The 22,365-nt window shown below is 62.8% G+C and carries 21 protein-coding genes; 7 read left to right on the forward strand and 14 right to left on the reverse strand.

Annotated features, from left to right (window positions below):
* Window positions 1-42 precede the first annotated feature (42 nt).
* The 4 genes from RJT37_RS10605 to RJT37_RS10620 all read left to right on the forward strand — a co-directional run bounded on the left by RJT37_RS10605 (window position 43) and on the right by RJT37_RS10620 (window position 4,297).
* Window positions 43-1,023 (forward strand): ornithine cyclodeaminase family protein, encoded by a 981-nt coding sequence (locus RJT37_RS10605; protein ID WP_313684259.1) that lies wholly within the window; start codon window positions 43-45, stop codon window positions 1,021-1,023.
* 303 nt (window positions 1,024-1,326) lie between these two features.
* Window positions 1,327-2,433: a Rossmann-fold NAD(P)-binding domain-containing protein gene (locus RJT37_RS10610; protein ID WP_313684261.1), complete on the forward strand. Its 1,107-nt coding sequence runs from the start codon at window positions 1,327-1,329 to the stop codon at window positions 2,431-2,433.
* Between the two features lie 68 nt (window positions 2,434-2,501).
* A complete protein-coding gene (gene solA, locus RJT37_RS10615; protein WP_313684263.1) occupies window positions 2,502-3,635 on the forward strand; it encodes an N-methyl-L-tryptophan oxidase in 1,134 nt (377 codons plus the stop codon).
* Between the two features lie 302 nt (window positions 3,636-3,937).
* Window positions 3,938-4,297, forward strand: coding sequence for a 4a-hydroxytetrahydrobiopterin dehydratase (locus tag RJT37_RS10620; RefSeq protein WP_313684265.1), 360 nt, complete (start codon window positions 3,938-3,940; stop codon window positions 4,295-4,297).
* An 11-nt stretch (window positions 4,298-4,308) separates the two neighbouring features.
* Here the strand turns inward: RJT37_RS10620 and RJT37_RS10625 are convergent, their stop codons facing one another.
* Together RJT37_RS10625 and RJT37_RS10630 are read right to left on the reverse strand one after the other, a co-directional pair.
* Window positions 4,309-4,692 (reverse strand): SaoD/DsrE family protein, encoded by a 384-nt coding sequence (locus RJT37_RS10625; RefSeq protein WP_313684267.1) that lies wholly within the window; start codon window positions 4,690-4,692, stop codon window positions 4,309-4,311.
* Window positions 4,693-4,885: 193 nt separating this feature from the next.
* A complete protein-coding gene (locus RJT37_RS10630; RefSeq protein WP_313684268.1) occupies window positions 4,886-5,350 on the reverse strand; it encodes a hypothetical protein in 465 nt (154 codons plus the stop codon).
* A gap of 163 nt (window positions 5,351-5,513) precedes the next feature.
* On the opposite strand from RJT37_RS10630, the gene RJT37_RS10635 reads away from it, so the two are divergent.
* Entirely contained in the window at window positions 5,514-5,798 is a 285-nt protein-coding gene (locus RJT37_RS10635; RefSeq protein WP_311172069.1) for a DUF7967 family protein, read from the forward strand.
* 50 nt (window positions 5,799-5,848) lie between these two features.
* On the opposite strand, the gene RJT37_RS10640 is transcribed toward RJT37_RS10635, so the two are convergent.
* Together RJT37_RS10640 and RJT37_RS10645 are read right to left on the reverse strand one after the other, a co-directional pair.
* Window positions 5,849-7,084, reverse strand: a complete 1,236-nt coding sequence (locus tag RJT37_RS10640) for an ABC transporter permease (protein ID WP_313684271.1) — start codon at window positions 7,082-7,084, stop codon at window positions 5,849-5,851.
* Window positions 7,084-7,785, reverse strand: a complete 702-nt coding sequence (locus RJT37_RS10645) for an ABC transporter ATP-binding protein (protein ID WP_313684273.1) — start codon at window positions 7,783-7,785, stop codon at window positions 7,084-7,086. The genes RJT37_RS10640 and RJT37_RS10645 overlap by 1 nt, the downstream gene beginning before the upstream one ends.
* A gap of 96 nt (window positions 7,786-7,881) precedes the next feature.
* Between RJT37_RS10645 and RJT37_RS10650 the strand changes: the two genes are divergently transcribed.
* Window positions 7,882-8,964, forward strand: coding sequence for a DUF2092 domain-containing protein (locus RJT37_RS10650; protein ID WP_313684275.1), 1,083 nt, complete (start codon window positions 7,882-7,884; stop codon window positions 8,962-8,964).
* 94 nt (window positions 8,965-9,058) lie between these two features.
* Here the strand turns inward: RJT37_RS10650 and RJT37_RS10655 are convergent, their stop codons facing one another.
* Both RJT37_RS10655 and RJT37_RS10660 read right to left on the reverse strand, forming a co-directional pair.
* The gene (locus RJT37_RS10655; RefSeq protein ID WP_313684277.1) at window positions 9,059-9,868 is read right to left on the reverse strand and encodes a nucleoside phosphorylase; all 810 of its coding nucleotides are present in this window, start codon (window positions 9,866-9,868) and stop codon (window positions 9,059-9,061) included.
* A gap of 39 nt (window positions 9,869-9,907) precedes the next feature.
* Window positions 9,908-10,513, reverse strand: coding sequence for a class I SAM-dependent methyltransferase (locus RJT37_RS10660; protein ID WP_313684279.1), 606 nt, complete (start codon window positions 10,511-10,513; stop codon window positions 9,908-9,910).
* Window positions 10,514-10,634: 121 nt separating this feature from the next.
* Here RJT37_RS10660 and RJT37_RS10665 point away from each other — a divergent pair, with 121 nt between their 5' ends.
* Complete coding sequence (locus tag RJT37_RS10665) at window positions 10,635-10,958, forward strand: DsrE family protein (protein WP_313684281.1); 324 nt, start codon at window positions 10,635-10,637, stop codon at window positions 10,956-10,958.
* Window positions 10,959-10,999: 41 nt separating this feature from the next.
* On the opposite strand, the gene RJT37_RS10670 is transcribed toward RJT37_RS10665, so the two are convergent.
* The 8 genes from RJT37_RS10670 to RJT37_RS10705 all read right to left on the reverse strand — a co-directional run bounded on the left by RJT37_RS10670 (window position 11,000) and on the right by RJT37_RS10705 (window position 22,107).
* A complete protein-coding gene (locus RJT37_RS10670) occupies window positions 11,000-12,292 on the reverse strand; it encodes an MFS transporter (RefSeq protein ID WP_313684283.1) in 1,293 nt (430 codons plus the stop codon).
* Between the two features lie 185 nt (window positions 12,293-12,477).
* The gene (locus RJT37_RS10675; RefSeq protein WP_390209057.1) at window positions 12,478-12,948 is read right to left on the reverse strand and encodes a helix-turn-helix domain-containing protein; all 471 of its coding nucleotides are present in this window, start codon (window positions 12,946-12,948) and stop codon (window positions 12,478-12,480) included.
* A gap of 142 nt (window positions 12,949-13,090) precedes the next feature.
* Window positions 13,091-14,428, reverse strand: coding sequence for a phenylacetate--CoA ligase family protein (locus tag RJT37_RS10680; protein ID WP_313684285.1), 1,338 nt, complete (start codon window positions 14,426-14,428; stop codon window positions 13,091-13,093).
* A 19-nt stretch (window positions 14,429-14,447) separates the two neighbouring features.
* Entirely contained in the window at window positions 14,448-16,508 is a 2,061-nt protein-coding gene (locus RJT37_RS10685; protein WP_313684288.1) for a hydantoinase B/oxoprolinase family protein, read from the reverse strand.
* A complete protein-coding gene (locus RJT37_RS10690) occupies window positions 16,505-18,679 on the reverse strand; it encodes a hydantoinase/oxoprolinase family protein (protein ID WP_313684290.1) in 2,175 nt (724 codons plus the stop codon). Before RJT37_RS10690 ends, RJT37_RS10685 begins: the two co-directional genes overlap by 4 nt.
* Complete coding sequence (locus tag RJT37_RS10695; protein ID WP_313684291.1) at window positions 18,676-19,017, reverse strand: acetone carboxylase subunit gamma; 342 nt, start codon at window positions 19,015-19,017, stop codon at window positions 18,676-18,678. The genes RJT37_RS10690 and RJT37_RS10695 overlap by 4 nt, the downstream gene beginning before the upstream one ends.
* Window positions 19,018-19,135: 118 nt before the next feature.
* A complete protein-coding gene (locus RJT37_RS10700; protein ID WP_313684293.1) occupies window positions 19,136-20,095 on the reverse strand; it encodes a uroporphyrinogen decarboxylase family protein in 960 nt (319 codons plus the stop codon).
* Entirely contained in the window at window positions 20,092-22,107 is a 2,016-nt protein-coding gene (locus tag RJT37_RS10705) for a hydantoinase/oxoprolinase family protein (RefSeq protein WP_313684295.1), read from the reverse strand. Before RJT37_RS10705 ends, RJT37_RS10700 begins: the two co-directional genes overlap by 4 nt.
* Between the last annotated feature and the right edge of the window lie 258 nt (window positions 22,108-22,365).

The following is a 22,365-nucleotide window of genomic DNA, read 5'->3' on the forward strand; positions in this document are numbered from 1 at the left end:
ACTGCACCCGACCGATCCGCCGACGCCGTCGACCCACTGACAATGGCTACCAAACTATACGCGAAAGAGGATATCCGTACTCACCTGGACCTCGCCGACTCGCTCGCTGCCGTCGAACAGACGTACACCGAACTCGCCCGCGACCGAGTCCTGAATCCGCCGAAACTCACGATGCACCTCGGGGACGACGGGGGATGGCCGCACCACAACGCCTTCTCGATCGATATGCCCGCGTACGTCGACTGGCTCGACGTCGCGGGGATGAAATGGGCGGTCGCGACCTGGGATCTCGATGCGGAGATCCCGATCAGTTCCCAGATTCTCCTGTTCGACCTGGAGACCGGGGCGTTTACTGCCGTGATGGAGGGGATGTACGTGACAGGTGTACGGACTGCCTTACAGTCCGTCGTGGGGCTCGAGCATCTCCCCGCGGAGACTCCGTCGACGATCGGCGTGTTCGGCGCGGGATTCCAGGCCGGCTTCCAGGTGTCGACGATCGATAGTCTCCTGGACATCGACGAGTTTCGCGTATACGACGTCGACCCGGACGCTGCACGCGACTTTGCAGCGGACCTGAAACCGGAAACCGACGCCGAAATCGTCGTCACCGACTCCCCCGCCGAGGCGGCCGGACAGGATGCTGTGATTACTGTCACAGATTCCAAGACGCCCGTTCTCGAGGCCGAGTGGCTCGACGATGCGGCGTTCGTCATCGCGCTGGGATCGTATCGGGAACTGCCGGACGATGCCATCCTCGCCACAGACCACATCGTCGTCGATCAGGTCGACCAGTGTCTGCAGCGGGGTAGTCTCGCCGATGCCGCAGAGAGAGGCGTTTTGTCGGAGGACGACATCGACACCACGATCGGGTCGGTTCTTACCGGCGGGTACGAGGACCAAATCACTGCCGACGATTTCACGCTGTTCGTCCCGATCGGCCTGGGTGCGCTCGACATCGCGCTCGCGGAGCGCATCCACAGAACCGGAGCATCGAACGGCATCAGCGAGTTCGAGTTCGTCTGAACCGTTTGTTTCCCGGTGTCGGTCGAGACCTCTCAGTCGCTTTTCGATCGGTCAACAACGGCATCCGCTAGTGGGGTCGCCAGCACGGGACCGATCTTTTCTGCGTCGTAGCTTCAGAGTGCTGACCGAGGTTTCTGTGGAAAGTAACGACTGCCCCGCTCCAAAATGCTCTCCCTGTGATTTCGCAGCCTCGAACATCGGCATCCTCGACACGTAGTCGTTCAGTACGGCGGTTCTGAGTCGGACATACATATTTTGGATCGACCCCAACAAATATATGGTTTTGCTACGGAACGGTTGATGATGCCTGACAATCAGCCGCTAGAACTGACGTTCCTTCCACAGGAGGGTGCAGTCGAGGCGGGCGCCGCGGCGATGGGACCCTGCGTGGAGACGATCGAATACGCGTTCGACCTGTACAACCGCAACCGAGTCGCGATGGGTGATGCTGGGCAGCATATGCACGGGCACGTCACAACCTTCCCGGGGAAACTGGAGGGCGAAGACCTGGGTGGCGGTCCCGACCGGCGGTTCAGCGCGATGCCAGCCTACGTCGGCGGCGACATCCGCAAGATGGGGATCAAGTGGTACGGATCGAACGTCACGAATCCCGACGAGTACGGGTTGCCCCGCTCGCTGCACACGATCACGCTCAACGATCCCGCGAGCGGCCGGCCACTGTTCCTGACCGACGGGCAAGTGATCAGTTCGATGCGGACCGGTGCTGTCGCCGGGATCGGCGCGAAACAGATCCAGGGCGACCGTGCTCGCGTCGCGACGATCATCGGTCCCGGCGTGATCGGACAGACGTCCGCTCTCGCACTCGATGAAGCCTTGGACTCCCTAGAAGAGATCCGGATCTTCCACCCGGAACTGTCCAAAGCCGAGGCCTTCGAGACGGAGATGCGAGACGACGTCGACGCCGAGATCACGCCGATCGATTCGACCGCCGAGGCGGTGACTGGCGCCGACGTGACAGTGGTCGCCACAACTGCGTCTCCGCCGCCGAAAATCGACCCCTCGTGGTTGGAGGAAGATTCACTGGTGATCCCACTGGGCGACCTCCGGATGCCGCTTTCGGCGTTCGACTCGGACCGGATCTTCTGCGACATTCCCCAGAACACCTTGGAGTTCGCCAACCAGGTCGACTGGCAGATCTTCAACGCGATCGGCGCGGCGGTGGATTACGGCGTTGGGCTCGATATCGATCGCGCGGATCTCAGAGCGCTTCACGAACTCGTCGGCGAGGACGACACCGCCTCGACCGACGGAACCTCGATCCTGTTCGCGCCGGGACTGCCGATGGAAGACGTCGCCTGGGCCAGCCACGTCTACGAGAACGCCCGGGAAGCAGACCTCGGCCAGACGCTGCGGTTGTTCTCAGAGCCGTACTTCACCAAGCCGTACTGATGGGTCGAATCAGCAGGTACAAATCTCAGGGGAAAGAGCCCAAATTGAAGGAGTAGATACCTCTCACTATGTCAGACTACTACGATGTGATCGTGATCGGCGTCGGCGGAATGGGTAGCGCAGCAGCGTATCACCTGGCGGACCGGGGCATCGACACGCTCGCTCTCGAACGGTACGACATCCCGCACGGGATGGGATCGTCCCACGGGGTCACGCGAATCATCCGGCGGGCCCCCTCGGAAGATCCCGCGTATCTCCCGCTCGTCGAACGTGCCTACGAGAACTGGCGGGAACTCGAATCGGAAACCGGACGGGACCTGCTCCACATCACGGGCGGTATCGACGCAGGCCCAGCGGATAGTACCGTGTTCACGGGCTCCCGACAGTCCTGTGAGGAACACGATATCGACCACGAGATCCTCACCGGTGACGAAGTAAACGAGCGATTCCCCGGGTACGGGATTCCCGAGGACCACCGCGCGGTATACCAACCGGAGAGCGGGTTTCTGGTCCCCGAGCAGGGTATCATCGCCCACGTCGAGGCGGCACGCGCAGCGGGTGCCGAAATCCGCGCCCGTGAACCTGTCGAGGACTTCACTACCCAATCGGACGGAGACATCCGTGTCTCCACGTCACGGGAAACGTACGAAGCCGACAAGCTTGTTATCACTGCAGGCGCGTGGACGAGCGAGTTCCTGCCCGAGTTCGGGGCGTACGCGGTGCCCGTCCGGCAGGCACTCGCGTGGTTCGGGACGTCCGATCCGGACCTGTTCGCGCCGGATAATTTCCCGGTCTTCGTCCACGGGACGGAAGAAGACCACTTCTACGGATTCCCCGAACACGACGTGCCTGGATTCAAACTCGGGAAGTTCAATCACTTCGGGAACGCTGTCGATCCCGACGAGATGGACAGAACGCCGAATCAAGACGACGAAGACCTCCTTCGGTCGTACGCCGAGGACACGTTCCCCGAGGGCGCGGGCCCGACGATGCAACTCGCCACGTGTCTGTTCACAAATACGCCGGACAATCACTTCATCGTCGATACGCTTCCCGACCGATCGGACATCACCGTCGGCGCGGGGTTCTCCGGCCACGGATTCAAATACGCGAGCGCGATCGGAGAGATTCTCGCCAGTCTGGCTATTTCCGGGGAAACTGACCTCGACATCGGGTTGTTCGGTGCGGACCGATTCGACTGACAACCGGCTCCTGGCGAAGTTTTCGAAGTTTGAGGATAATACTAACGTAACAGATATCAATAATAGTTAATATATGGGACGAAAGTGGGAGTGGAGTTCGGGTATCTGGATTAAAATCCCCTGTTAATCGTTATTAATCGGTTTGTTGGCTCCTATCCTTTTTCGAACTCCACCATACTGTCATCAGATACTAAAATAAGACAATAATATATACTACACTGAAAATTTATATAAATATCTTGGTGACCGGGGCAACTCATCCGGAGGAAAGACTCAACCGACTCCAAAACCATCCGTTATGTATGACGGAGAAGGCCCTGGCAGATCAGGAGTGTGAGGCATGCACGAGCGACGACGAACCACTCGCCGGCGAGGAGTTGACGTCGCTGTACGAACAGATCGATGCCGACGTCTGGGACGTCGTCGACGGGCACCACCTGGAAGGGAGCTACGAGTTCGAGGATTTCCGAGACGCCCTGGAGTTCACCTACGAGATCGGCGAACTCGCAGAAGCGGAATGGCATCACCCCGACATCCACCTGGCGTGGGGTGAAGTGGTCGTCGAAATGTGGACACACAAGATCGACGGCCTGCATCACGCCGACTTCGTGATGGCCGCCCGGATGGATCGCATCCACGAGGACTACGCGCCTGGCGCATAGCTGACTCGCACCTATAGGGTGATGACGTTATCCACGCCGTCATCCCCGAGCGCCGCATAGAGGTCGGGGAAGCAGCCGACGGTAGCGTTTTCGACGGTCCCGACTGACCGGTAATGATCACGCCCCGCGTCGTCGGTGTGATCGAACTCCGCGAGTCCACGCTTCGTCGCACACTGGTCACAGAGCATCAGGAGGATGTCCCGCTCGTCGGCGACTGTGGCGAGTCGGTCGCCGAGCGGATCGCCGTCTCGGAGCGCGTAGGTGTTGTCGTGGAAGAAGAACATCCCGGCGACGTCGACGCCGTGGGTATCGGTCTCCAGTTGCGGGAGGATCATCTCTCCGAGAACGTAGTCGATGGTCTGGCCGGCAGTCGCAAAGATGTACGCGACATCCATACCCGCCTCTCGGTTCGATGAGGATTCCCTCTACCGACAGCGGCGTGAATCACCGACGTCTCTGACGTGACCGTTGTAGGTGAACGCTCGGAGCTCGCTCCTATTTTTCAGGTCGGCTTACTCCGCCGGAATCGAAGGTATTCGGTGATTTCAGGTCGGCTTACCTCGCCGAAATCGAACGTATTCGGTGATTTCAGGTCGACTTACCTCGCCGAAATCGAACGTATTCGGTGATCGACCGAACGAGACTTCCGAAAAGAATCAGCAGACTGAGACCGACGAGTATGTAGAAGAGACCGAGCGCTCCCGGTCCCGACATTGGTCCGTCGGGGAGCAACACGAGAAGAACACCGAACGCGCCGACCGCCAGGAGTGCAAAGAGGAATTCTCCCACGCGAACGACGCTGTACACCGGATCTCTTGAGGATCGCTCCGCAAGCGACGTTCCCTTTTGCACGACACGATAGCCAGCGAGTACCGTCTCGGCGGTGATGACCACCGCAAGCACGAATGCGACGACCGGCACGAAAAACAGCACTGTGATGCTCCCGATCGGAACAATCTCGAAGACGATGCCGATCAGAACGAAGGCGCTGGCGGCCACGCCGAGGAACTTGCACGCCTGGAGGGGCTTCGTAGTGAGGAACGGAGGGACCATCTGCGTACCGAAGAATTCGATCGGTCCTGTAAGCGCTTTGTGGTGGTCTCCGGCGGATGCATTTTACCGCTTTCCTGAGCTCCCAAAGTGCTGACTCGACAAGCGGGTCGTCAGCGGCTATCTCACCGCCACAGACTTCCGGTTCACCGACGAAGAGACCAGTATGAAACAGAATTCAGCGGATGCCGTCCGCGTCTGGCTGGTCGAGCGGACGTACTCCGACGACGAACAGAACCTCATTATCCTCACTTACGCCACTACCGACGGTGAGCAGTACTTCCGGAAGGAGCGGGCGCTGACGTCCTTTACCGACGTACGCGATACGACCGCCGCCGTCGACGCCGACCCGGACAATCTCGGGCCGGTCGACGAACCGGAACTCCGGGAGCGGTATGCCGCCGAAGCCACGCGGATGGCAGACGAACACGCGCCAGACGACGTCATCTGATCTCCCTCGGGCCGTACGCCGAATTCCCTGTAGCGGAGCTTCCCAGATGATCACTCGTACCGCAGGGCGTCGATCGGGTCGACGTGCGCCGCCCGCCAGGCGGGATAGAGCCCGGCAACAACGCCCACGAGCACCCCCACGAGCACGGCCAGCGCCGTCCAGTACGGCGCGAATGCGAACCCGACCTCGGCGTAACGGGTCGCGGCCCAGCCGACGACGAGCCCCAGCGGGAGTCCGAGCAACGCGCCCCCGGTTCCCAGCAACGTCGCTTCGAGAAGAAACAGTTCCATCACGTCGCGGTTCCGCGCTCCGACCGCCTTCATAATCCCGATTTCGCGGGTCCGTTCGGTGACGCTGACCAGCATTATGTTAGCGATGCCGATCGCGCCGACGACCAGGGCGATCACCGCAATCCCGGTGACGAACCGGGTGATCTGGTCGATCACGTCGCTGATCTCCTCGGCGAAGTCCCCGCTGGTTCGCGCCACCAGATCGACGCCCGCGGGGGCAAGCTGCCCCGCGTCAGATTCTTCCGCCAGATACGTTTCGATCGCTTCGGTGACGGCCAGTGTTTCGGCCGGCTGAGAGACGACCGTGATCTGCGGATACGCGCGCTGCCTGGCGTTCGTGGCGGGGCTTTCGACGACGGCCTGATAGTGTGGGTCCGCAGGGACGTAGAACTGCGGTTGGGGTCCGAAGTTGCCGACAGGGAGTTCACCCGCGGTCCCGTTGACGACCCCCACGACCGTCAGGTTCACCGTCTCGCCGGTCCGGCGAACGGTTATTTCGTCACCAGCTGTGATGTTTTCCTCGAAGGTCGTCTCCGCGGCGACGCGATTGAGGACCACCTCGTCTGTGCCGCTGCGGAAGCTCCGCCCCGCGACGAGCGTCTCGTTCGTCACGGCGGTCGGCGTCGTCGCCGTGAGCTGCTGGATCGAGACCGTATCGCCGCCGTGACTCACCGAGTTGGCCGGGATCGATCCCCGCGGAATGACGGCCTCGACTCCCTCCAACTCCGACAGCCGGTCGATATCGTGTTCGGTAAAGAGCGGCTGGAGCGCCTGCTCGAACCCTTCCTCGTCGGCTGGTTGCCCGAGCACGTAGATATTGTTCGCCCCGGAATCGGCGATGCTCCCGACGATCTCGGACTCGACGCTGGCGCCGAACGTCGCGAAGGTGACCACCGAGGCAATCCCGATGACGACACCGATCACCGTGAGCGTCGAGCGCAGTTTGTGTGATCGGATCGATCGGGCCGCGATCGTGAACGATTCACGCGGATCCATCAGTCGGTCAGCTCCTCGGTCCGTTCGATACTGCCGTCCCGAACGTGGACGATGCGTTCTGCCCGCTCTGCGATCCGTCGCTCGTGCGTCACGAGCAGGATCGTGTTCCCGGCAGTATGGAGCTCATCGAGCAGGCGCATAATTCGGTCACCAGTCTCGGTGTCGACGTTGCCGGTCGGCTCGTCGGCAAGCAGTAGCTCCGGGTCCGGTGCCAGCGCGCGGGCGATGGCGACCCGCTGCCGCTGCCCGCCGCTGAGCTCTGTCGGCTTGTGATCGAGTCGGTCGCCCAATCCGACGTCCGAAAGCAGCGCTCGAGCCCGCTCACGGCGTCGAGAGCGCTCCCAGTTGTCGAAGACGAGTGGCATTGTCACGTTCTCGAGCGCCGTGAGCCGCGGCATCAGATTGAACGTCTGGAAGATGAACCCGACTTGCGTGCCGCGAACCGCCGCCCGCTCCGCCTCGCTGGCTGCCGCGAGGTCCTGTCCCGCCACGGTGACCTGGCCCTCCGTTGGGGTATCCAGGCCCCCCACGAGATTCAACAGCGTGCTCTTCCCCGATCCGCTCGGGCCCATCACCGCCGTATAGGATCCTCTCGGCAACGACAGCGACACGTCGGCCAGCGCTTCGACGATGCCGCCGAGCCGATAGGTCTTCCGCACGTTCGACAGCGTAACCACGTCATCGGTGTCTGCCTGCGCCATTCGATCGCATTTGGCGGGCGACGGGTATGAGCGTTTTCCGCCAGCGGGCGTGGGAGAGCAAGAACACACTTTACTGTCCAGTCGTAATCAACTGTTATGTTACCGAGATTGGGTGGACGCCGCGGCCTGCTGGGCGTTCTCGTGGTGCTCGTTGTTGTCCTCGCGGGATCAGCGGCCGTCACGGGCGCGCTCGGGTCGCTTCAGCAACCAACCGGGGACGAGGTCCTCGACCGCGTCGAGCAGCGGTACGAGTCAGCCGAGACCGTGACGAGCACCGCGCGCGTCACAGTCGAAAACGAAACCACGTCGACGACCGCGACCGTCGAAGTCGCTGCCGCCGCCGACAACAGGAGTCGGACGATCGTCACCCACGACGGCACGACGTACCGGACGGGCTCGAACGGGTCGGTTGTCTGGGCCGTCGGTCCGAACCACTCGGCCGCGTGGCCCGTTGAAGCGGTGGAAGCCGGCGCTGCTCCCGATCTCTCTCCGACTGCGACCGGCCAGGCTGGGGCGCCGGGCGAGTCCGACGCACAACTCTCACCCGAGAGGCCGCCGGAATTCAACGAATCGAACGTGTCGGCGACGCTCGTCGGGACGCCGACGGTCGACGGAATCAGTACCTACGAGGTCGAACTCACCCACCCTGAGGTGGACGCTACCACCTCGCTTTGGGTCGCCCAGGACGACTACCGAGTCGTGCGTGCGGTCACCACCGACGGAACGAACCGGACTGTCGTCGCCGTCGAATCGACCGCATTCAACGTCTCGATCCACGAGAGTACGTTCGAACCGCCGAACAACCGGATCGCGCTGACGCCCCACGATCAGTACGACGACTTCGCGGCCGCCCAGCAGGCGACTGATCTCTCGCTGCCCCGCCTGGACGGAACGTTCGCGGAGGCCAGCGTCACTGTCCGACAGAACGAGACGATCGTCGGCCAACGCTACGTCACCGATGACGGCAACGTCAGCATCGTCTCGACCACCGCTACAGACCGGTTCGATCGCGTGTCGGAGAACGCATCCACCACGACGATCGACGGGCAGACGGTCACCGTCACGACTGCGGAGGACCGCGCGATCGCCGCCTGGACCGACGACGGTGTGACGACGGCTGTCGTCGTCGAAGGATCCACTGACCGCGCTGTGGCGGTCGCCGGCGACCTGTCCCGATAACGGTTCCCAATCACCCATCGAATTCGGCGCCCTCAACTTTTTTCGTCTCGCGTCCTTGCCGTTCGGCCGTTGTCCTGGGATCTAGCTCGCGAGTTCACTTCTCGGACCGAAAGGCGGTCGCGACCGCGTCGACCACCGCGAGCGCGTCTCGGCTCCCCTCAGAGTCGCCTTTCTCGAAATCCGTCTCGGTCTGTCCCATCTGGTTCGTCACGTACGCGAAACACACGACCGGTCGGTCGCGGACCGCCGCGAACGTATAGAGGGCCGACGCCTCCATCTCGACAGCGAGGATACCCTCCGATCGGGCGCGTTCGATCGCGGTCTCCGTTTCCCTGAAGGGCGCGTCTGTCGTCCACGTGGTTCCCGGGTACACGGGTCGCGGGACGGCGTCGCAGGCGTCCTCGACACGCGCGCCGAGTTCGGGATCGATCGACACGTACCGACCGCTGGACTGGTAGTGGTGGCTCGTTCCCTCGTCGCGGAGCGCCCGCTCGATGAGCACGAAATACGGGGGGTCGTCCTTCGGGATGATCTGCCCCGAGGAGGTGATGCTAACGAGAAACTGGCAACCGGCAGCAAATAGTTGCTCTGCGACGAGCACGGCGAAGGAGGCCCCGACGGCACAGCCGACGATTCCGAACTCCTCACCGTTGCGCTCGAACCGATACAGATCCGTGTGGTAGCCGGGCCAGGTCGGGTCTTTCGAGGCGTCGCCCGAGGCAGCGAGCTGGCGGACGATGTCGCCGTCGGGGTCGAGAACACAGATATCCGGGACCGATCGCTTGGGGAGGTCCTTCTGGCGGCGTGCGTTTTCCAGCAGCGAGTCGGGCGTGAACACGGAGGATTCGTCGAACGCTTTCGCCTCGAGGAGCGGGGATCGATCGGGTTCCGGCGAGTCGGTCATACGGAGGGTGTTCGGGGAATCCCCCAAAGGAGATTGTGGTCACCTCGCTGGCGTTCCGACAACCGCGACGATGGCGGCAGTCGTCGGATCCCTACTCTCGACGACAGTCCGGTCTGCGACGCCCAGGAAATATTCGCTGTCACCGTCGACGTACTCGAAAATCGTATCCGTCAGCGCGTCGGTATCCCGATGGAACAGCCGCTGAAAGTAGGACCCCTCCCGTCGGAGGCCCGAGCGGACGTACTCGGACCGGGTATTCAGGATCAGCGCAACGAACGTACCATCGGTATCGAGGACCCGAACGGCCTCAGCGAGCACTGCGTCGATATCGGGGATGAATCCGAGCGTTGCGACGGAAACGAATGTATCGACGGCGCCGGTCGCGACGGGAAGTGCGGTCGCATCTCCGAGGACGAACGGCGCTGCGACGCGTTCTCGCGCAGTCCGAATCATCGCCGGCGAGCGATCGAGGCCGACCACGTCGTACTTCGGGAGTCGTTCTTCGAGCGCCCCGATCCCGCAGCCGACGTGGAGGATCCGGTCCTCCGGAGCGAGGTATTGCTCGATGTACGCGGCCTCACGTTCCATCACGGCCGTACCGAACTCGCTCTCACAGAAGCGAACGAAGCTCTCGACATCGGTCATACGTAATTTTTGTCCCGACAGTTCTTGTATCGTGCGGGAGACGTGGTTTAATTGCGATTCTGATTTCCTGTGTCGGAGAATTGGGGTGTGCGTTCAAGTTTCGGCTCTCGAAATCGCAAGTATGGACCTCGGAATCATCCTCGAAACGAACGATCCCGAACGGGTCTGGAACGCGTTTCGGCTGGCGAACACCGCGCTCGACGCCGAAAACGCAGTGAAAGTGTTCCTCCTCGGTGACGGTGTCGAGGCCCCCGACCTCGACCATCCGAAATTCAACCCGCACGGTGTGATGCGCAAATACGACCAGAACGGGGGTCATCTCTCCGCCTGCGGGACGTGTCTCGACTCCCGAGACCTCGAAGCGGACGATCTCAGACCCCGCGGAACGATGGAAGACTGTCTCGACATCGTCGAGTCCGCCGACAAGGTGCTCACAGTGGGATAGCCTAGCGCTCCACACGCTCAATTCATCGAAACGGAAGCAGTTCAGTCCGCGGCGGGAGCGGCGACCGTCTCGTCGGGATCAGGTTCGACCACCTGCGTGATTACCAACACGAGACCGATCGCTCCGCCGGCGGTCGCGACGACGAACGGCACCACGAACCCGAAACTCACCAGCAGGCCCGAAAGCAGGGTGCCGACCGCGATACCCAGGCCGAACCCCATCGTCAGGAGTGATAGTGTCGATCCAGACGCGCCCTCGCGTGCCAGGTCGCCGGCCAGCGCCAGCGACGGAGCAAACACCGCGGCGACAGCGACACCCTGCAGGAAGCGGGCGACGATCATTCCCGTCGACGAGGTGACGAGTCCCTGTGCCAGCGTCGTCGGCAGCAACAGGATGAATCCGCCGATCAGGAACGGTCGACGCCCGTAGGTGTCGCTCAAGCGCCCCAGGGGCAACTGAAACAGCACGTTCGCGAACACCGTCGCGCCGAACTGGATCGAATACAGGAAACTCCCCTGGTTGAGCCGTTCGTTGATGACGTTCGCGAGCGGTGCGTAGAGGGCGATCGACAGCGCCATCACGATGGTCGCGATCCCCAGAGCGAAGACCGGGTCCAAGCCGCCGTGTTCGCCGCGAACGCGGATAGAGATATCCTCGCCGGCGGTCTCCTCGGCCCGCTCGGGATCGCTGATCCACAGCGTGATGAGCGCGAAACTCACTGCAGCGCCGACGACCGCGACGAGGAACGCGGCGTCGAATCCGGAGATCGACTTTCCGGTGAGCACGTATGGACCGCCGGCGACGACGACCCCTGCGACGAGCGGGCCGACGCCGAATCCCAGCAGCCGGAAGGTGTTGAACAGGCCGAAGTTGTTGCCGCGTTCCTCCGGATCGGATAGTTCGTTCACGAGGGCGACGGAGATCGGGATCGAAAACGCCGCGCCGATACCCTGCAAGCCTCGCATCGCCAGAACCAGAACGTAGTCTGTGAAAATCAGATACCCCGCACTACCGCTGGCGACAAGCGCCAACCCGAAGAGCAAAAACGGCTTCCGGCGACCCGTTCGGTCGGATAGCGACCCCGTCAGTGGTTGGCTCAGGCTGTTGAGAAACCCGAACAGGGATAGTACGATCGCGATCAACAGTTCCACGCTAACGGCGATCCGAATCCCGGCAACCGTGACTGTCGATCCCGTCAGCGCGGGAAGCCGGACCGCCTGACTTCCGATGTACAGCGGAAGCACAACGACGAGAAAGGAGTTCGCAAGCGCGCTGACCATCCGCGCGACTGCCAGCGAAAAGATTCGTGGATCCAAGAGCGGCGACTCGCGCATCTACCGTGTGATTGTCACCGCTCCCAATCAAAGGTAGTGGCCGCGGAGTGATATGCTCATACCTGCCCACACTGCACGAGGACCGCAGGAGAAAGGCGATCACTAATATAGTACTACGGCCCGGGGTCGAGCGCGCATCCCGAGATCGATTTCTCCGTTATATCAGAAGTCTTTACTCATCAGGATCATTCCTTGTCGGTGGCCCGACCTGGTGTGGACCGGGGCCCCGATTCGAACTCCTCCAGAAACCGCCGGGCACTCGATACTGAATACTCGACATCGAACGTCTCCCGAAGATGCTGTCGGACGAGTGCAGGTGTCCAGGTAAATGCGTCGAATCCGACGTTTTCGGGCGGTTCTCGGAGTGTTTCTCTGAACCGTTGGAACTCGGACTCGGAGAGTCGACGCGGTCGCCCCGGGCGGGGACTGTCGCTCGCAGAAGCGGCCAGCGATGCGGAGTCTTCCGCCGTAACGAATCGCGTAAGCCAGTTGTATATCGTCTTCCGCTGGACGCCGTACCACTCAGCGAGTTCCGTCTGTGTAATTCCGTTCTTGTATGCGATCGCCGCTGTCAGCCGCTGAGTAGGCTTCTTTCGTTCGACGTCCTCGAGCGCCGCTCTGAGTTCTCCTGTAGTAACGTGCGAAAGGTCGATCATCAGCGCTACCAATACATTTTGAGTAAATAGTTCTGATGATCTGGCCAGACCAGCTAGCGGGTCGTCCGGTGTGTTGGTGGTTTTTTCGGATTGACACTGATTCACCGATCTGGTGAGCGATAGCCGACGAGTGCGCTCGTCCCTACGACTCGTTTTCAACCACCACAAGCGACGTCTTGTATTCGGAGAGTTCGATCGCCGACTTCGGAACCGGATTCGGGTCGATCCGAACTTTCAGCCGCGAGCGGATGCGGCCGGCCGCATCCTCGGCAACGTCGCTCGGGTTGCGATCCGACGCCGGATCCAAGACGACGTCGACCGGTATCGGCGACTCGAAGTGCACAGTGTCCGTCGATGGGACTTTCACGCGAGCGTAGGGGAGCGCTCCCTCGACTTCGGCGACGACATCACGGATTGCCGACGGGAACACGTTCATCCCCTTGTAGATGAGCATCTCGTCGACGCGGCCGATACACTGCATCCGGGGCGAGGTCCGCCCGCAGGAGCAGATCGTCCCGGTCACGCGGACGTAATCTCCCGAACGGTACCGGAGCAACGGCGTCGCCTCGCGGCCGAGCGGCGTGTAGACGAGTTCTCCCTCGGTACCCTCCTCGAACGGAATGACCTCGCCCGTGTCGGGGTCGATCAGTTCCACGTGGGCGTGGCCCTGTGCGCAGTAGTGCATCCCGTCCTCGGCCTCGCATTCGGCCCACATACAGCCGATGACGTCGCCGAGGCCCATCAACTCGCGGACCAGGGTCGCGTCCCACTCATCGTAGAGGGTCTGGCGGATCTCCGGGGTTGCAATCCCGGGACCCCCTCCGCCGATCAGTTTGACCGAGGGCAACTCGTCGACGCCGTGATCCAGAATTTCCGGTGCACGCTCCGTGAGATAGCGGAGATGAGAAGTCGTTGTGAAAAGCACCGGTGCGTTCAAATCCTGTATCGCGGACAGCAGCCGTTCCGTGGTGCCCCCGCCGGCGGGCACCACGTTCGCGCCGAGTTCTGTCATCGCCTCGAAGTAGGGCGTCCCCCCCGGCACCATCGTCTGTCCGACGCCGAAGATCACCGTCTCCTCCGGACGGATGCCCGTCGCGTAGAAACAGCGCTCGATCACCGTGTTCCAGTGATCGCGATCCGCTTCTGTCAGTCCGAAGTAGGTGGGTTTGCCGGTCGTTCCAGAGGAGGAGATCGTTCGATTCAGCTCCTCGGTCGGCACAGCCTGGTGGCTTCCGAGCGGCCGCTCCGGCGAGGGGTTCGCCTGATTCCGGCGCTCGTCTTCCTTCGTCGTGAAGGGGATCTCGCGAAATTCGGCGAGTGTGTCGATCGTGGTCGGATCGATATCCCACTCGTGGAATTTCGAGCTGTAGTACTCGGAGTTCTCCGCCAGGTACGCGAGTTGCTCACTCAGTAGCGACTCGTGGCGGGCGAGGACCTCGTTCCAGGGCGCCGTTTCGATCTGATCGTATGTCTCGGTCATAGTTTGTCGCCTCCGGAGGCTACATCCGCATCACGGGACCTTCCTTCGCCGCGTCGGGCCAGCTCCCGTAATGCTGCAGGATCTCCTCCGGCGGCTGCTTCTCCGACCACTCTTCTTCGAACTCGTCGAACGGCACCGCCTCCTCTAGGCGGCGCTCCCGGTACTGCTCTCTGCGCTTCGCCGTCGCTTCCTCGTCGACGGTCAGCGATTCCTCGTCGTACTCGATCTCGTAGATGTTCTTCGCCGCCCAGTGGGAGACGCGGTCGGCCTCGATGTCGTCCATCACGGCTTCCGGATCGCGTTCGAGCGCGTCGCCGTAGCCGCAGCCGCCGCCGGAATGACCGACGAACAGGTCGCCGTTCTCGTAGGGCTGGGATTCGCGGACGTGACTCGTGATGTTGTAGTCCGCATCGAGCGGCTGCTCCGTGAGCAGTTCGATGAGGTCGTCGGGGACGTACTCGCCGTTCGCCATCCGCTCTTTCAGGTCGGAGTCTGTGATCGTGACCCCGGGGATCGTGCGCGGGGGATACCCGCCGAACAGTCCCTGCCCGGTCACGAGTTTGGAGTTGTGGCAGATCGACAGCCACTCGACCGCCGGGACGTGGTGCTGCATATACGCCAACTGCATCCCGATCCCGCCGCGGTGCTTGCCGTGCCCACAGGAGTCGGTCCCGTGGCGGAAGTACTGGTGGGTGAACGGGTACTCGTTCTCGACGAACTCCATGTTCGAGGCGTGCCCGAACGGACACCACGGGAAGATGGCCTCGTCCTCGCCGTCCCGACGGGCCTGCCCGCCGGTTCCGTCGGTGTTGAGCGCGTGCGACATCAGGTCGGCGACCGGTTCGCCGTGCTGGCTGACCGCGCCGAACGCATAGCCTGCGCCGGTGTTGGCCATCGGCGCCGTCACGTGCTCGTTTTCGGTCTCCGCGTCGTACATCGACCGCGAGAACAGCGTCGTAGTCGAGTCCATCACGACCTGATTGACCATCACGGCCTGCACGGTGGCCGCCTCGGCGTCCGGGTAGAGGATCGAGCCCTTCGGGATGTCGAAGTCGATCAGGTCGTAGGTGCCGTTGCTCTTCGGCAGGTCGTGGAACGGGACGCTAAAGAGGTAGTTCGCCGTGTGCGCGATCGAGGCCACCGGCTGGGAGTTGAACGACCCGTCGTTCTCCGGCGACGTCCCGGCGTAGTCGATGAGGATCTCCGGCCCCTCCTTCTCCATCGTCGCCTTGAGACGCCAGAGCCCGTCCTCGTAGCCGACGGAGTCGGCGAAGTGGACGGTCCGGAACGTGCCGTCGTTCCACGACTCCACGCGCTTTTTGGCGCCCTCGCGGGATTCCTCGATGTTGCGCCGGATGAGGCCCCTGAAGAAGTCCGGCCCCTTCTTCTCGATGATGAGTTCCTTCACCCGGCGTCTGACGCGATCGCACGTCGTCAGGCGGGCGCGGAGGTCGATCTCGTGCATCCGCGGGGCCCGCGAGATGAAGTTCTTCTGCATCTCGACCATATCGCTCTTGAGCTGGTAGTTCTCGCCGATCTTGATCGGGGAGAGTTTCATTCCCTCGTCGTGCCGCGTCCGCGCGGAGATCGGCATTCCGCCGGGTTCGATCGCGCCGGTTTCGGTGGTGTGGACCGCCGCCGAGACCCACGCCATAATTTCGCCCTCGTGGAAGACCGGCATAAACGCGATCTGGTCGGGGTTGTGGATGCCGCCGTACAGCGCGTCGTTCGCGTAGAAGACGTCACCGGGCTCGACGCCGACCGTCTCGTCGTCGGCGAAGTTGTTGATGACGTACTTCAGCGGCGGTATCCCCGTGACGACGTGGAGGTATGCTCCGGCCGCCGAGTCGATGAGGTCGCCCTCCGGCGTGTAGATGGCGACCGCCAGGTCGCGGGCGGCGATGAACTGCGAGACCCCCGAACGCACGAACACGTCGATCCCCTCGTCGAGGATCAACCGCAGGCGCTCGGAGTAGATCTCGTAGTCCCCGTGGTCGAGTTCGTCCATACAGGCCAGTTCCTCCGCCGAGGGCTCTTCGAGGTCGAGCCAGTCGATCAGTTGGTCGCGATTGACAGTCATTGGGTTCCTCCTGGTTGTTGGTCGGTAGTTCCGTCGCTCGTCTGTTCGAGGATGCCGTTGCGGTAGGTGTCGAGATGGTAGGTCCACCCTTCGGGAACGGCGGTCGTGGTGTAGTCTGCGTCGACGACTGCGGGCCCCTCGACCGTCATCCCCGGACGCATCTCGTCGTACTCGAAGACGGGAGTCGAACGGTACTCGTCGGCGTCGGCCCACAGAATGTCGCGGTCCCCGTCTCGGGCGGGATCCGGAGTCGACTCTCCCACGGGTTCTGTCGGCAGGTCGATGTCGGGGCTGTCGACGCGCGCCTTCAGCGCGAAGTTCTCCACCGTGATCCCGTGTTCGGGCGTCACCGAGTACGAGGAGAACCGCTCGGTGTACTGGTCGATGAAGTGGTCACAGATCGCCTCGACGTCGGATTCGTCGTGGACTTCGAGTCGCGGCGATCCGACCCGCGCGACGTGGATCTGCCCGCCGAAACGCATGTCGAGTTCGAGTTCGTAGGTGATGTCGTCGGGATCGTATCCCTCGCTTTCGATGTCTCGTCGACCCTTCGCCTTCAGGTCGTCGACGACGCCGTTGAAGACGTCGTAGTCGATTTCGTACGCAGCTTCCTCGCCCGATTCCCGCAGGAACATCGACCGTGACTGCTCGTAGATGTGCAGCGTGTCCATCGTGGCCGAGCCCATCGCGCAGAACACCGGCGAGTACGGCGTCGTCACCACCGTGTCGATGTCGAGGTACGACGAGAACGACGCCGCGTGCAGCGGCCCCGCGCCGCCGAAGCTATAGAGGATGAACTCCCGGGGGTCGTGCCCGCGGAGCATCGTCTCCTTGCGGACCGTGTTCCCCATATTCCCGTCGGCGATCCGGCGGATGTTCCGTGCGGCCTCGGTGATCGACATCCCCGCGGGGTCGGCGACGTGGGTCTCGATCGCGTCCTCGGCCCGCTCGACGGCGAGCCGCTGGTTCCCAGCGTAGAACTTCTCGGGATCGATGAACCCGAGGACGACGTCGGCGTCGGTGACCGTCGGCTTCGTGCCCCCGCGGTTGTAACAGGCGGGGCCGGGATCCGCCCCAGCGCTTTCGGGACCGACCTCCAGTCGGCCGCCGAGTTCGTCGTTGACCGACGCGATCGAGCCGCCACCCGCACCGATCGACTTCGACTCGATCATCGTCCCCGAGACCCGCCACCGGTCGATGATCGGCTCGAACTCGTAGGACTGGACGCCGCCGCCGGTGAGAATGCCGATGTCGAAACTGGTGCCACCCATATCCGTCACGACGGCCTTCTCGTAGCCGAGGAGGTCACAGAGGTACTCGCCGCCTTTGAGTCCCGCGACGGGGCCGCCGTTGAACGTCTCGACGGCGGTGGTCTTGTAGGACTCGGCCATCCCGCCGGTGTTGTGCAACATCTGGACGTCGCCCTCGTAACCGAACGCCTCCAGCCGCTCTTTGATGTCGGCGATGTGTTCCTGCATCAACTCCGAGAGGTAGGCGTCCAGAAGCGTCGTGTTCGTCCGTTCGTACTCCTGTTTCGTCGGCATCACCTCCGAGGAGAGGAACACCGGAATACTTCCCAGATACGACGGGGGGTACTCCTCGCGGACGAGTTCCCGGATCCGCTGTTCGTGCTCGGGGTACTCGTAGGACCACAGGAGGTTGACGACGATCGCCCGCGCGCCGCGGTCGACGAGGTCGCGGATCTGTTCGCGGGCGTGTGCTTCGTCAAGCGGGCGCAGGACGTTGCCCTCGCTGTCGACGCGTTCGCGGATCCCCTTGGTTCGGGAGTCGGGGACGAGATACTCCGGTTTCTTCGCGTCGGAGATGTTGCGTTGCTCGCTGTCGGTGAGGCCGTCCGCCCAGCGCGGCCCGCGACCGATCTGCGGGTAGTCCTGCACTCCTGCGGTGGTGAGCAGCCCGAGTTTGGGACCCTTCCGCTCGATCAGTCGGTTCATCGCGGTCGTCGTGGAGTACCGGATCGAGTCCACGTCCGAGATGAGATCCTCGAGATTGACTTCGAGTTGCCCCGCGCATTTGCGGATCCCCTGGAAGAAACACTCCGACATATCGTGTTCGGTCGTCGGCGTCTTCGCGGAGACAGCCTCGCCGTCGTGGACCGTGAAACAGTCGGTGAACGTTCCGCCCGCGTCGATGTTGATCCGCGTCGTCATTGTGACTCCTCGTGACGTTCGATCAGCGTCTCGATGTCCAGTTCGGTGTCGTGGGTGATCGGGTGTCCCGGCGGGAGATACTCGTTTTCGATCATCGTCCCGCATCCGGGACAGTAGAACTCGACGATTCGCACCCATTCGGGATCGGGCGCAAACGAATACTCCGCGTCCTCGATCAGCGGCCGGTGGACCTCGTGGGGATGGCGTTCCCGAACTAGACACCCCCGCTTGTAGTTCTCGTCGGCCGGACCGATGGTCTCTGCACACTCCGTGCAGACCCAGGTCCGGTCGTCGAGATCGATCTCCAGGTATTCGGTGATCTGTTTCGTCGTGCTCATATTCTCAGTCTCCGTTCGTGTGTTGTTGGCGTGGATTCGGTCGAGTCATCGATTCTGATTCGTCTAGCCGTATCACGTGAGTCGTTCGTTCGTCTCATCTGCGTTCTATGGGGACAGCTCATAGCGTCGCCTCCACCGCCCGAGCTGCGGCCTGGAGTTTTGTCGGATGGATCGCTGCCGGGATTTCTGTGCCGCTCGCCGGGAACACCGACGTCGGCGCGCCCGCGAACCGGGACTCGATCGTCGATTCGATCTCGCCGGTCGACTCGGCCAGGAGTTCAGGCGTGATCCCGCCCCCGACGCGGACGTCGGGGAAGCTGTCGGCCACAGACGCCGGATCCGTGCTGTCGACGAACACGCCGTCGACGCCGGTCGCTTCGACGATCTCGGCGGCGACATCGACGTCGAAACCTTCGGGGACGAACGCCACAGGGACCCCGAAGTACTCCGCGATGTTCCCGAGCATCTCCAGGGCCGCTACGTCCGCCTCGATGACCGCAGACAGCGACTGGGCGCCGCTTGCGAACTCGGTGACCAGGAACGCGTCGACGCCGGCACGGCCGTACGCCCGCGCCAAGTCACCGAAGACCTCCCGGATCAGCTCGTTTGCTCCCCGGTTCGCGTCGATTTTCGCGTCGCCCAGCAGTTCGTTGAACGTCGCCACCGGTCCCGGGATCCCGCCGACGACCGCACAGTCGTCGAGGGTCGAAGCGAGCCGTTCGGTCACTTCGAGTGCGACCGGGACGCGACCCGCCGCCGTTACGTCGGACGGCGCGTTCAGCTCAGTCGCGCCCGAGACGGATTCGACGACGAAACTGTCTGTCTGGTCGCTCCACTCGACGGCGGCATCGAGGACGTCACACAACAGCGTCCGATCCAGCGTGGTCACGACCGCGTCGTGCTCGAAGAGCCGCTGGGCGCGCTTTCGGCTGTTCGCCGAGTGAGTTGCGTCGCGGTGGAACTCCTCGTGGGGGATCTGATTGATCTCCGCCGCCAGCGTGTCGACGAGCGGCACGAACGGACGGCTCTCCGAGAACCCCTCGAAGTACTCGACGGCCGGCGGCGATCCGAAACTCATCGTTCGATGATTCCGTTTCCGTACTCGTCGATTCGGTACGTCCACGCCGAGGGAACGACGTAGGTCGTGTCGGTCGCCTCGATCAGCGCCCGCCCCTCGACGACGTTGCCGGGCCGGAGATCCTCCCGCTGATACACGCCCGTCTCCGCCCAGCCGTCGACCGGCCAGTAGGCTTCACGGGAACCCTTGCGGGCGTGGCTCGGATCTTCACCCTCCATATCCTGCGGTTCCAGCGTCTCGGTAGCGACTGGCCCGACTGCGGTGAGGACCACCGTGTCGAGATCGATCCCGTCTTCGGCATCCGCATCGAAGGCCTGGATCACCGGATCGAGGTCGTCCCCCCCGTCGAGGCGGGACGGGACCGTTACTTCCCGAATCTCCGACCCCCTGCGGGCGAGGATCGACGTCTGAAGCCGGACGTCCGCCTCGTCGAACCCCTCGCCGGCCATATCCTGAACGGCCTCCGCCTCCAGCTGTTCGACGGTCCGGTCGAACGCGCGAGTGTCGATCGACGGCGCGTCGCCGGTGATCGTTTCCCCGAACGCCTCCGAGTAGCGGTGCTCTACGTCGAGCGTGGCGCCGCCGAAGGCGCTGAACTCCGCGGCCGCAGGCGCGGTGATGACGCGACTCAGGCCGGCCTTTTCCGCGAACGTACAGCAGTGGGTCGGACCGGCGCCGCCGTAGGCGATCAGCGTGACGTCCTCCGGATCCTCCCCGCGTTCGGCGAGCTGCGTTTCGATGCTGTCGGCGATGTTCTGGTCGACGCGCTCTCGGATCTGCAACGCAGCTTCCGCAACCGAGACGTCGAGCGCGTCGGCCACCTGGCGCTCGATCGCCTCCTCGGCCCGTTCGGCGTTCAGTTGCTGATCGCCGCCGAGGAAGTAGTCCGGGTCGATGTATCCCAGGGCGACGTCCGCGTCGGTCGTGGTCGGATCGAACCCGCCCAGGTCGTAGCAGGCCGGCCCCGGCTCCGCACCGGCACTCTCCGGTCCCACGGAGAGTTCCCCGTCGCGGACCGACGCGATACTCCCGCCGCCCGCGCCGGCGGTGTGGACGTCGATCATCGGAACGTGGACCGGTAGTCCGGCGACCTCCGGCAGGAGGTTCCGGTCGAGTTCGCCATCGACGATCGTTCCCAGGTCGATACTCGTCCCGCCCATATCGGCGCTCATCACCGAGTCGAGGTCGTACAGTTCCCGGAACGCATCCGCACCGAGAACGCCGGCGACGGGGCCGGAGTTGTAGGTGTGCAACGCGACGGTCTTCGAGACGCCGGCGACGCCGCCGGTCGACTGCCCGATCAGAAGCGGATTCGAGTACCCGCTGTTGCGGGCGTCGTCTTCCGCCTTGTACAACGATCTGGCCATCGGGCGGTGGACGTACGCGTTGACGAGCGCGGTGTAGGTCCGGGTCCGGTAGCCCGGCCGGCTACTGACCTCGTTCGCGGTGAGCACCTGGTTGGGACCGAGGTAGTGGGGCGGATACTCCGTCTCGATGACGGTTCGGGCCCGCTCCTCGTTGGTCTCGTCGTGGTACGAGTTGGCGAAGCTGATGAGCAGGAGCTTCGCCCCCCGGTTCATCAGCGTCTTCGCCGCCGACTGCACCTCGTCGGCGTCGACGGGTTCGATAACCTCTCCGTTGGCGCTGGTCCGCTCTTCGACGCCGACAACGAGGTCCTCGCTCGTGAGTAGCCCGCTGTCGTCTTCCGCGCGAAACAGGTCCGCTTCCTTGCCGCCGGTCACGATGAGTCCGATCTTCGGTCCTGTCCGCTCGATTATGGTGTTCGTCCCGATCGTCGTCGAAAACCGGATGACGTCGGTGTCGACGAGAAACTCCTCGGTTGGTTTTTCCAGTTTGTCCGCTGCCTTGTCGATACAGTTGCGGAAACACACCGTGAGGTCGTGGTCCGTCGTCGGGACCTTGACCGTCGTGGACCCTCCCGGATACGACACGTATCCGTCGGTGAAGGTGCCACCTGTGTCTACGCTTACGTAGTAGTTTTCCTCCGCCATACGGTCTGGCCATAGTAAACAATCATTATAAACATTCCGTTTCAATTGTTTGATACTAACAGGCACACTGTGTGGATCAATATTTGTGATTGCCAAAGCTTCCCAACGCAGTTCGAAATAGACATTTTCAGCGGTTTCAGATCCGCTCCCGGCATAACACGGCTTCCGATGACCGGTCGCTTGGAGGCCTCTGTCCGACCGTGCTGCAATTGTTTACGATCGCTTAGTAGTGAATTATGTCGATAAAACGAACCAGCC

Origin of the sequence: Halobellus marinus (genome assembly GCF_032113415.1) — an archaeon.
Classification (GTDB): domain Archaea; phylum Halobacteriota; class Halobacteria; order Halobacteriales; family Haloferacaceae; genus Haloquadratum; species Haloquadratum marinus.

Excerpts from the sequence above, each read along its gene's own strand:
- RJT37_RS10605 (WP_313684259.1), top strand. The coding sequence starts at position 43 with ATGGCTACCAAACTATACGCGAAAGAGGATATCCGTACTCACCTGGAC.
- RJT37_RS10610 (WP_313684261.1), top strand. The coding sequence starts at position 1,327 with ATGCCTGACAATCAGCCGCTAGAACTGACGTTCCTTCCACAGGAGGGT.
- solA (WP_313684263.1), top strand. The coding sequence starts at position 2,502 with ATGTCAGACTACTACGATGTGATCGTGATCGGCGTCGGCGGAATGGGT.
- RJT37_RS10620 (WP_313684265.1), top strand. The coding sequence starts at position 3,938 with ATGACGGAGAAGGCCCTGGCAGATCAGGAGTGTGAGGCATGCACGAGC.
- RJT37_RS10625 (WP_313684267.1), bottom strand. The coding sequence starts at position 4,692 with ATGGATGTCGCGTACATCTTTGCGACTGCCGGCCAGACCATCGACTAC.
- RJT37_RS10630 (WP_313684268.1), bottom strand. The coding sequence starts at position 5,350 with ATGGTCCCTCCGTTCCTCACTACGAAGCCCCTCCAGGCGTGCAAGTTC.
- RJT37_RS10635 (WP_311172069.1), top strand. The coding sequence starts at position 5,514 with ATGAAACAGAATTCAGCGGATGCCGTCCGCGTCTGGCTGGTCGAGCGG.
- RJT37_RS10640 (WP_313684271.1), bottom strand. The coding sequence starts at position 7,084 with ATGGATCCGCGTGAATCGTTCACGATCGCGGCCCGATCGATCCGATCA.
- RJT37_RS10645 (WP_313684273.1), bottom strand. The coding sequence starts at position 7,785 with ATGGCGCAGGCAGACACCGATGACGTGGTTACGCTGTCGAACGTGCGG.
- RJT37_RS10650 (WP_313684275.1), top strand. The coding sequence starts at position 7,882 with ATGTTACCGAGATTGGGTGGACGCCGCGGCCTGCTGGGCGTTCTCGTG.
- RJT37_RS10655 (WP_313684277.1), bottom strand. The coding sequence starts at position 9,868 with ATGACCGACTCGCCGGAACCCGATCGATCCCCGCTCCTCGAGGCGAAA.
- RJT37_RS10660 (WP_313684279.1), bottom strand. The coding sequence starts at position 10,513 with ATGACCGATGTCGAGAGCTTCGTTCGCTTCTGTGAGAGCGAGTTCGGT.
- RJT37_RS10665 (WP_313684281.1), top strand. The coding sequence starts at position 10,635 with ATGGACCTCGGAATCATCCTCGAAACGAACGATCCCGAACGGGTCTGG.
- RJT37_RS10670 (WP_313684283.1), bottom strand. The coding sequence starts at position 12,292 with ATGCGCGAGTCGCCGCTCTTGGATCCACGAATCTTTTCGCTGGCAGTC.
- RJT37_RS10675 (WP_390209057.1), bottom strand. The coding sequence starts at position 12,948 with ATGATCGACCTTTCGCACGTTACTACAGGAGAACTCAGAGCGGCGCTC.
- RJT37_RS10680 (WP_313684285.1), bottom strand. The coding sequence starts at position 14,428 with ATGACCGAGACATACGATCAGATCGAAACGGCGCCCTGGAACGAGGTC.
- RJT37_RS10685 (WP_313684288.1), bottom strand. The coding sequence starts at position 16,508 with ATGACTGTCAATCGCGACCAACTGATCGACTGGCTCGACCTCGAAGAG.
- RJT37_RS10690 (WP_313684290.1), bottom strand. The coding sequence starts at position 18,679 with ATGACGACGCGGATCAACATCGACGCGGGCGGAACGTTCACCGACTGT.
- RJT37_RS10695 (WP_313684291.1), bottom strand. The coding sequence starts at position 19,017 with ATGAGCACGACGAAACAGATCACCGAATACCTGGAGATCGATCTCGAC.
- RJT37_RS10700 (WP_313684293.1), bottom strand. The coding sequence starts at position 20,095 with ATGAGTTTCGGATCGCCGCCGGCCGTCGAGTACTTCGAGGGGTTCTCG.
- RJT37_RS10705 (WP_313684295.1), bottom strand. The coding sequence starts at position 22,107 with ATGGCGGAGGAAAACTACTACGTAAGCGTAGACACAGGTGGCACCTTC.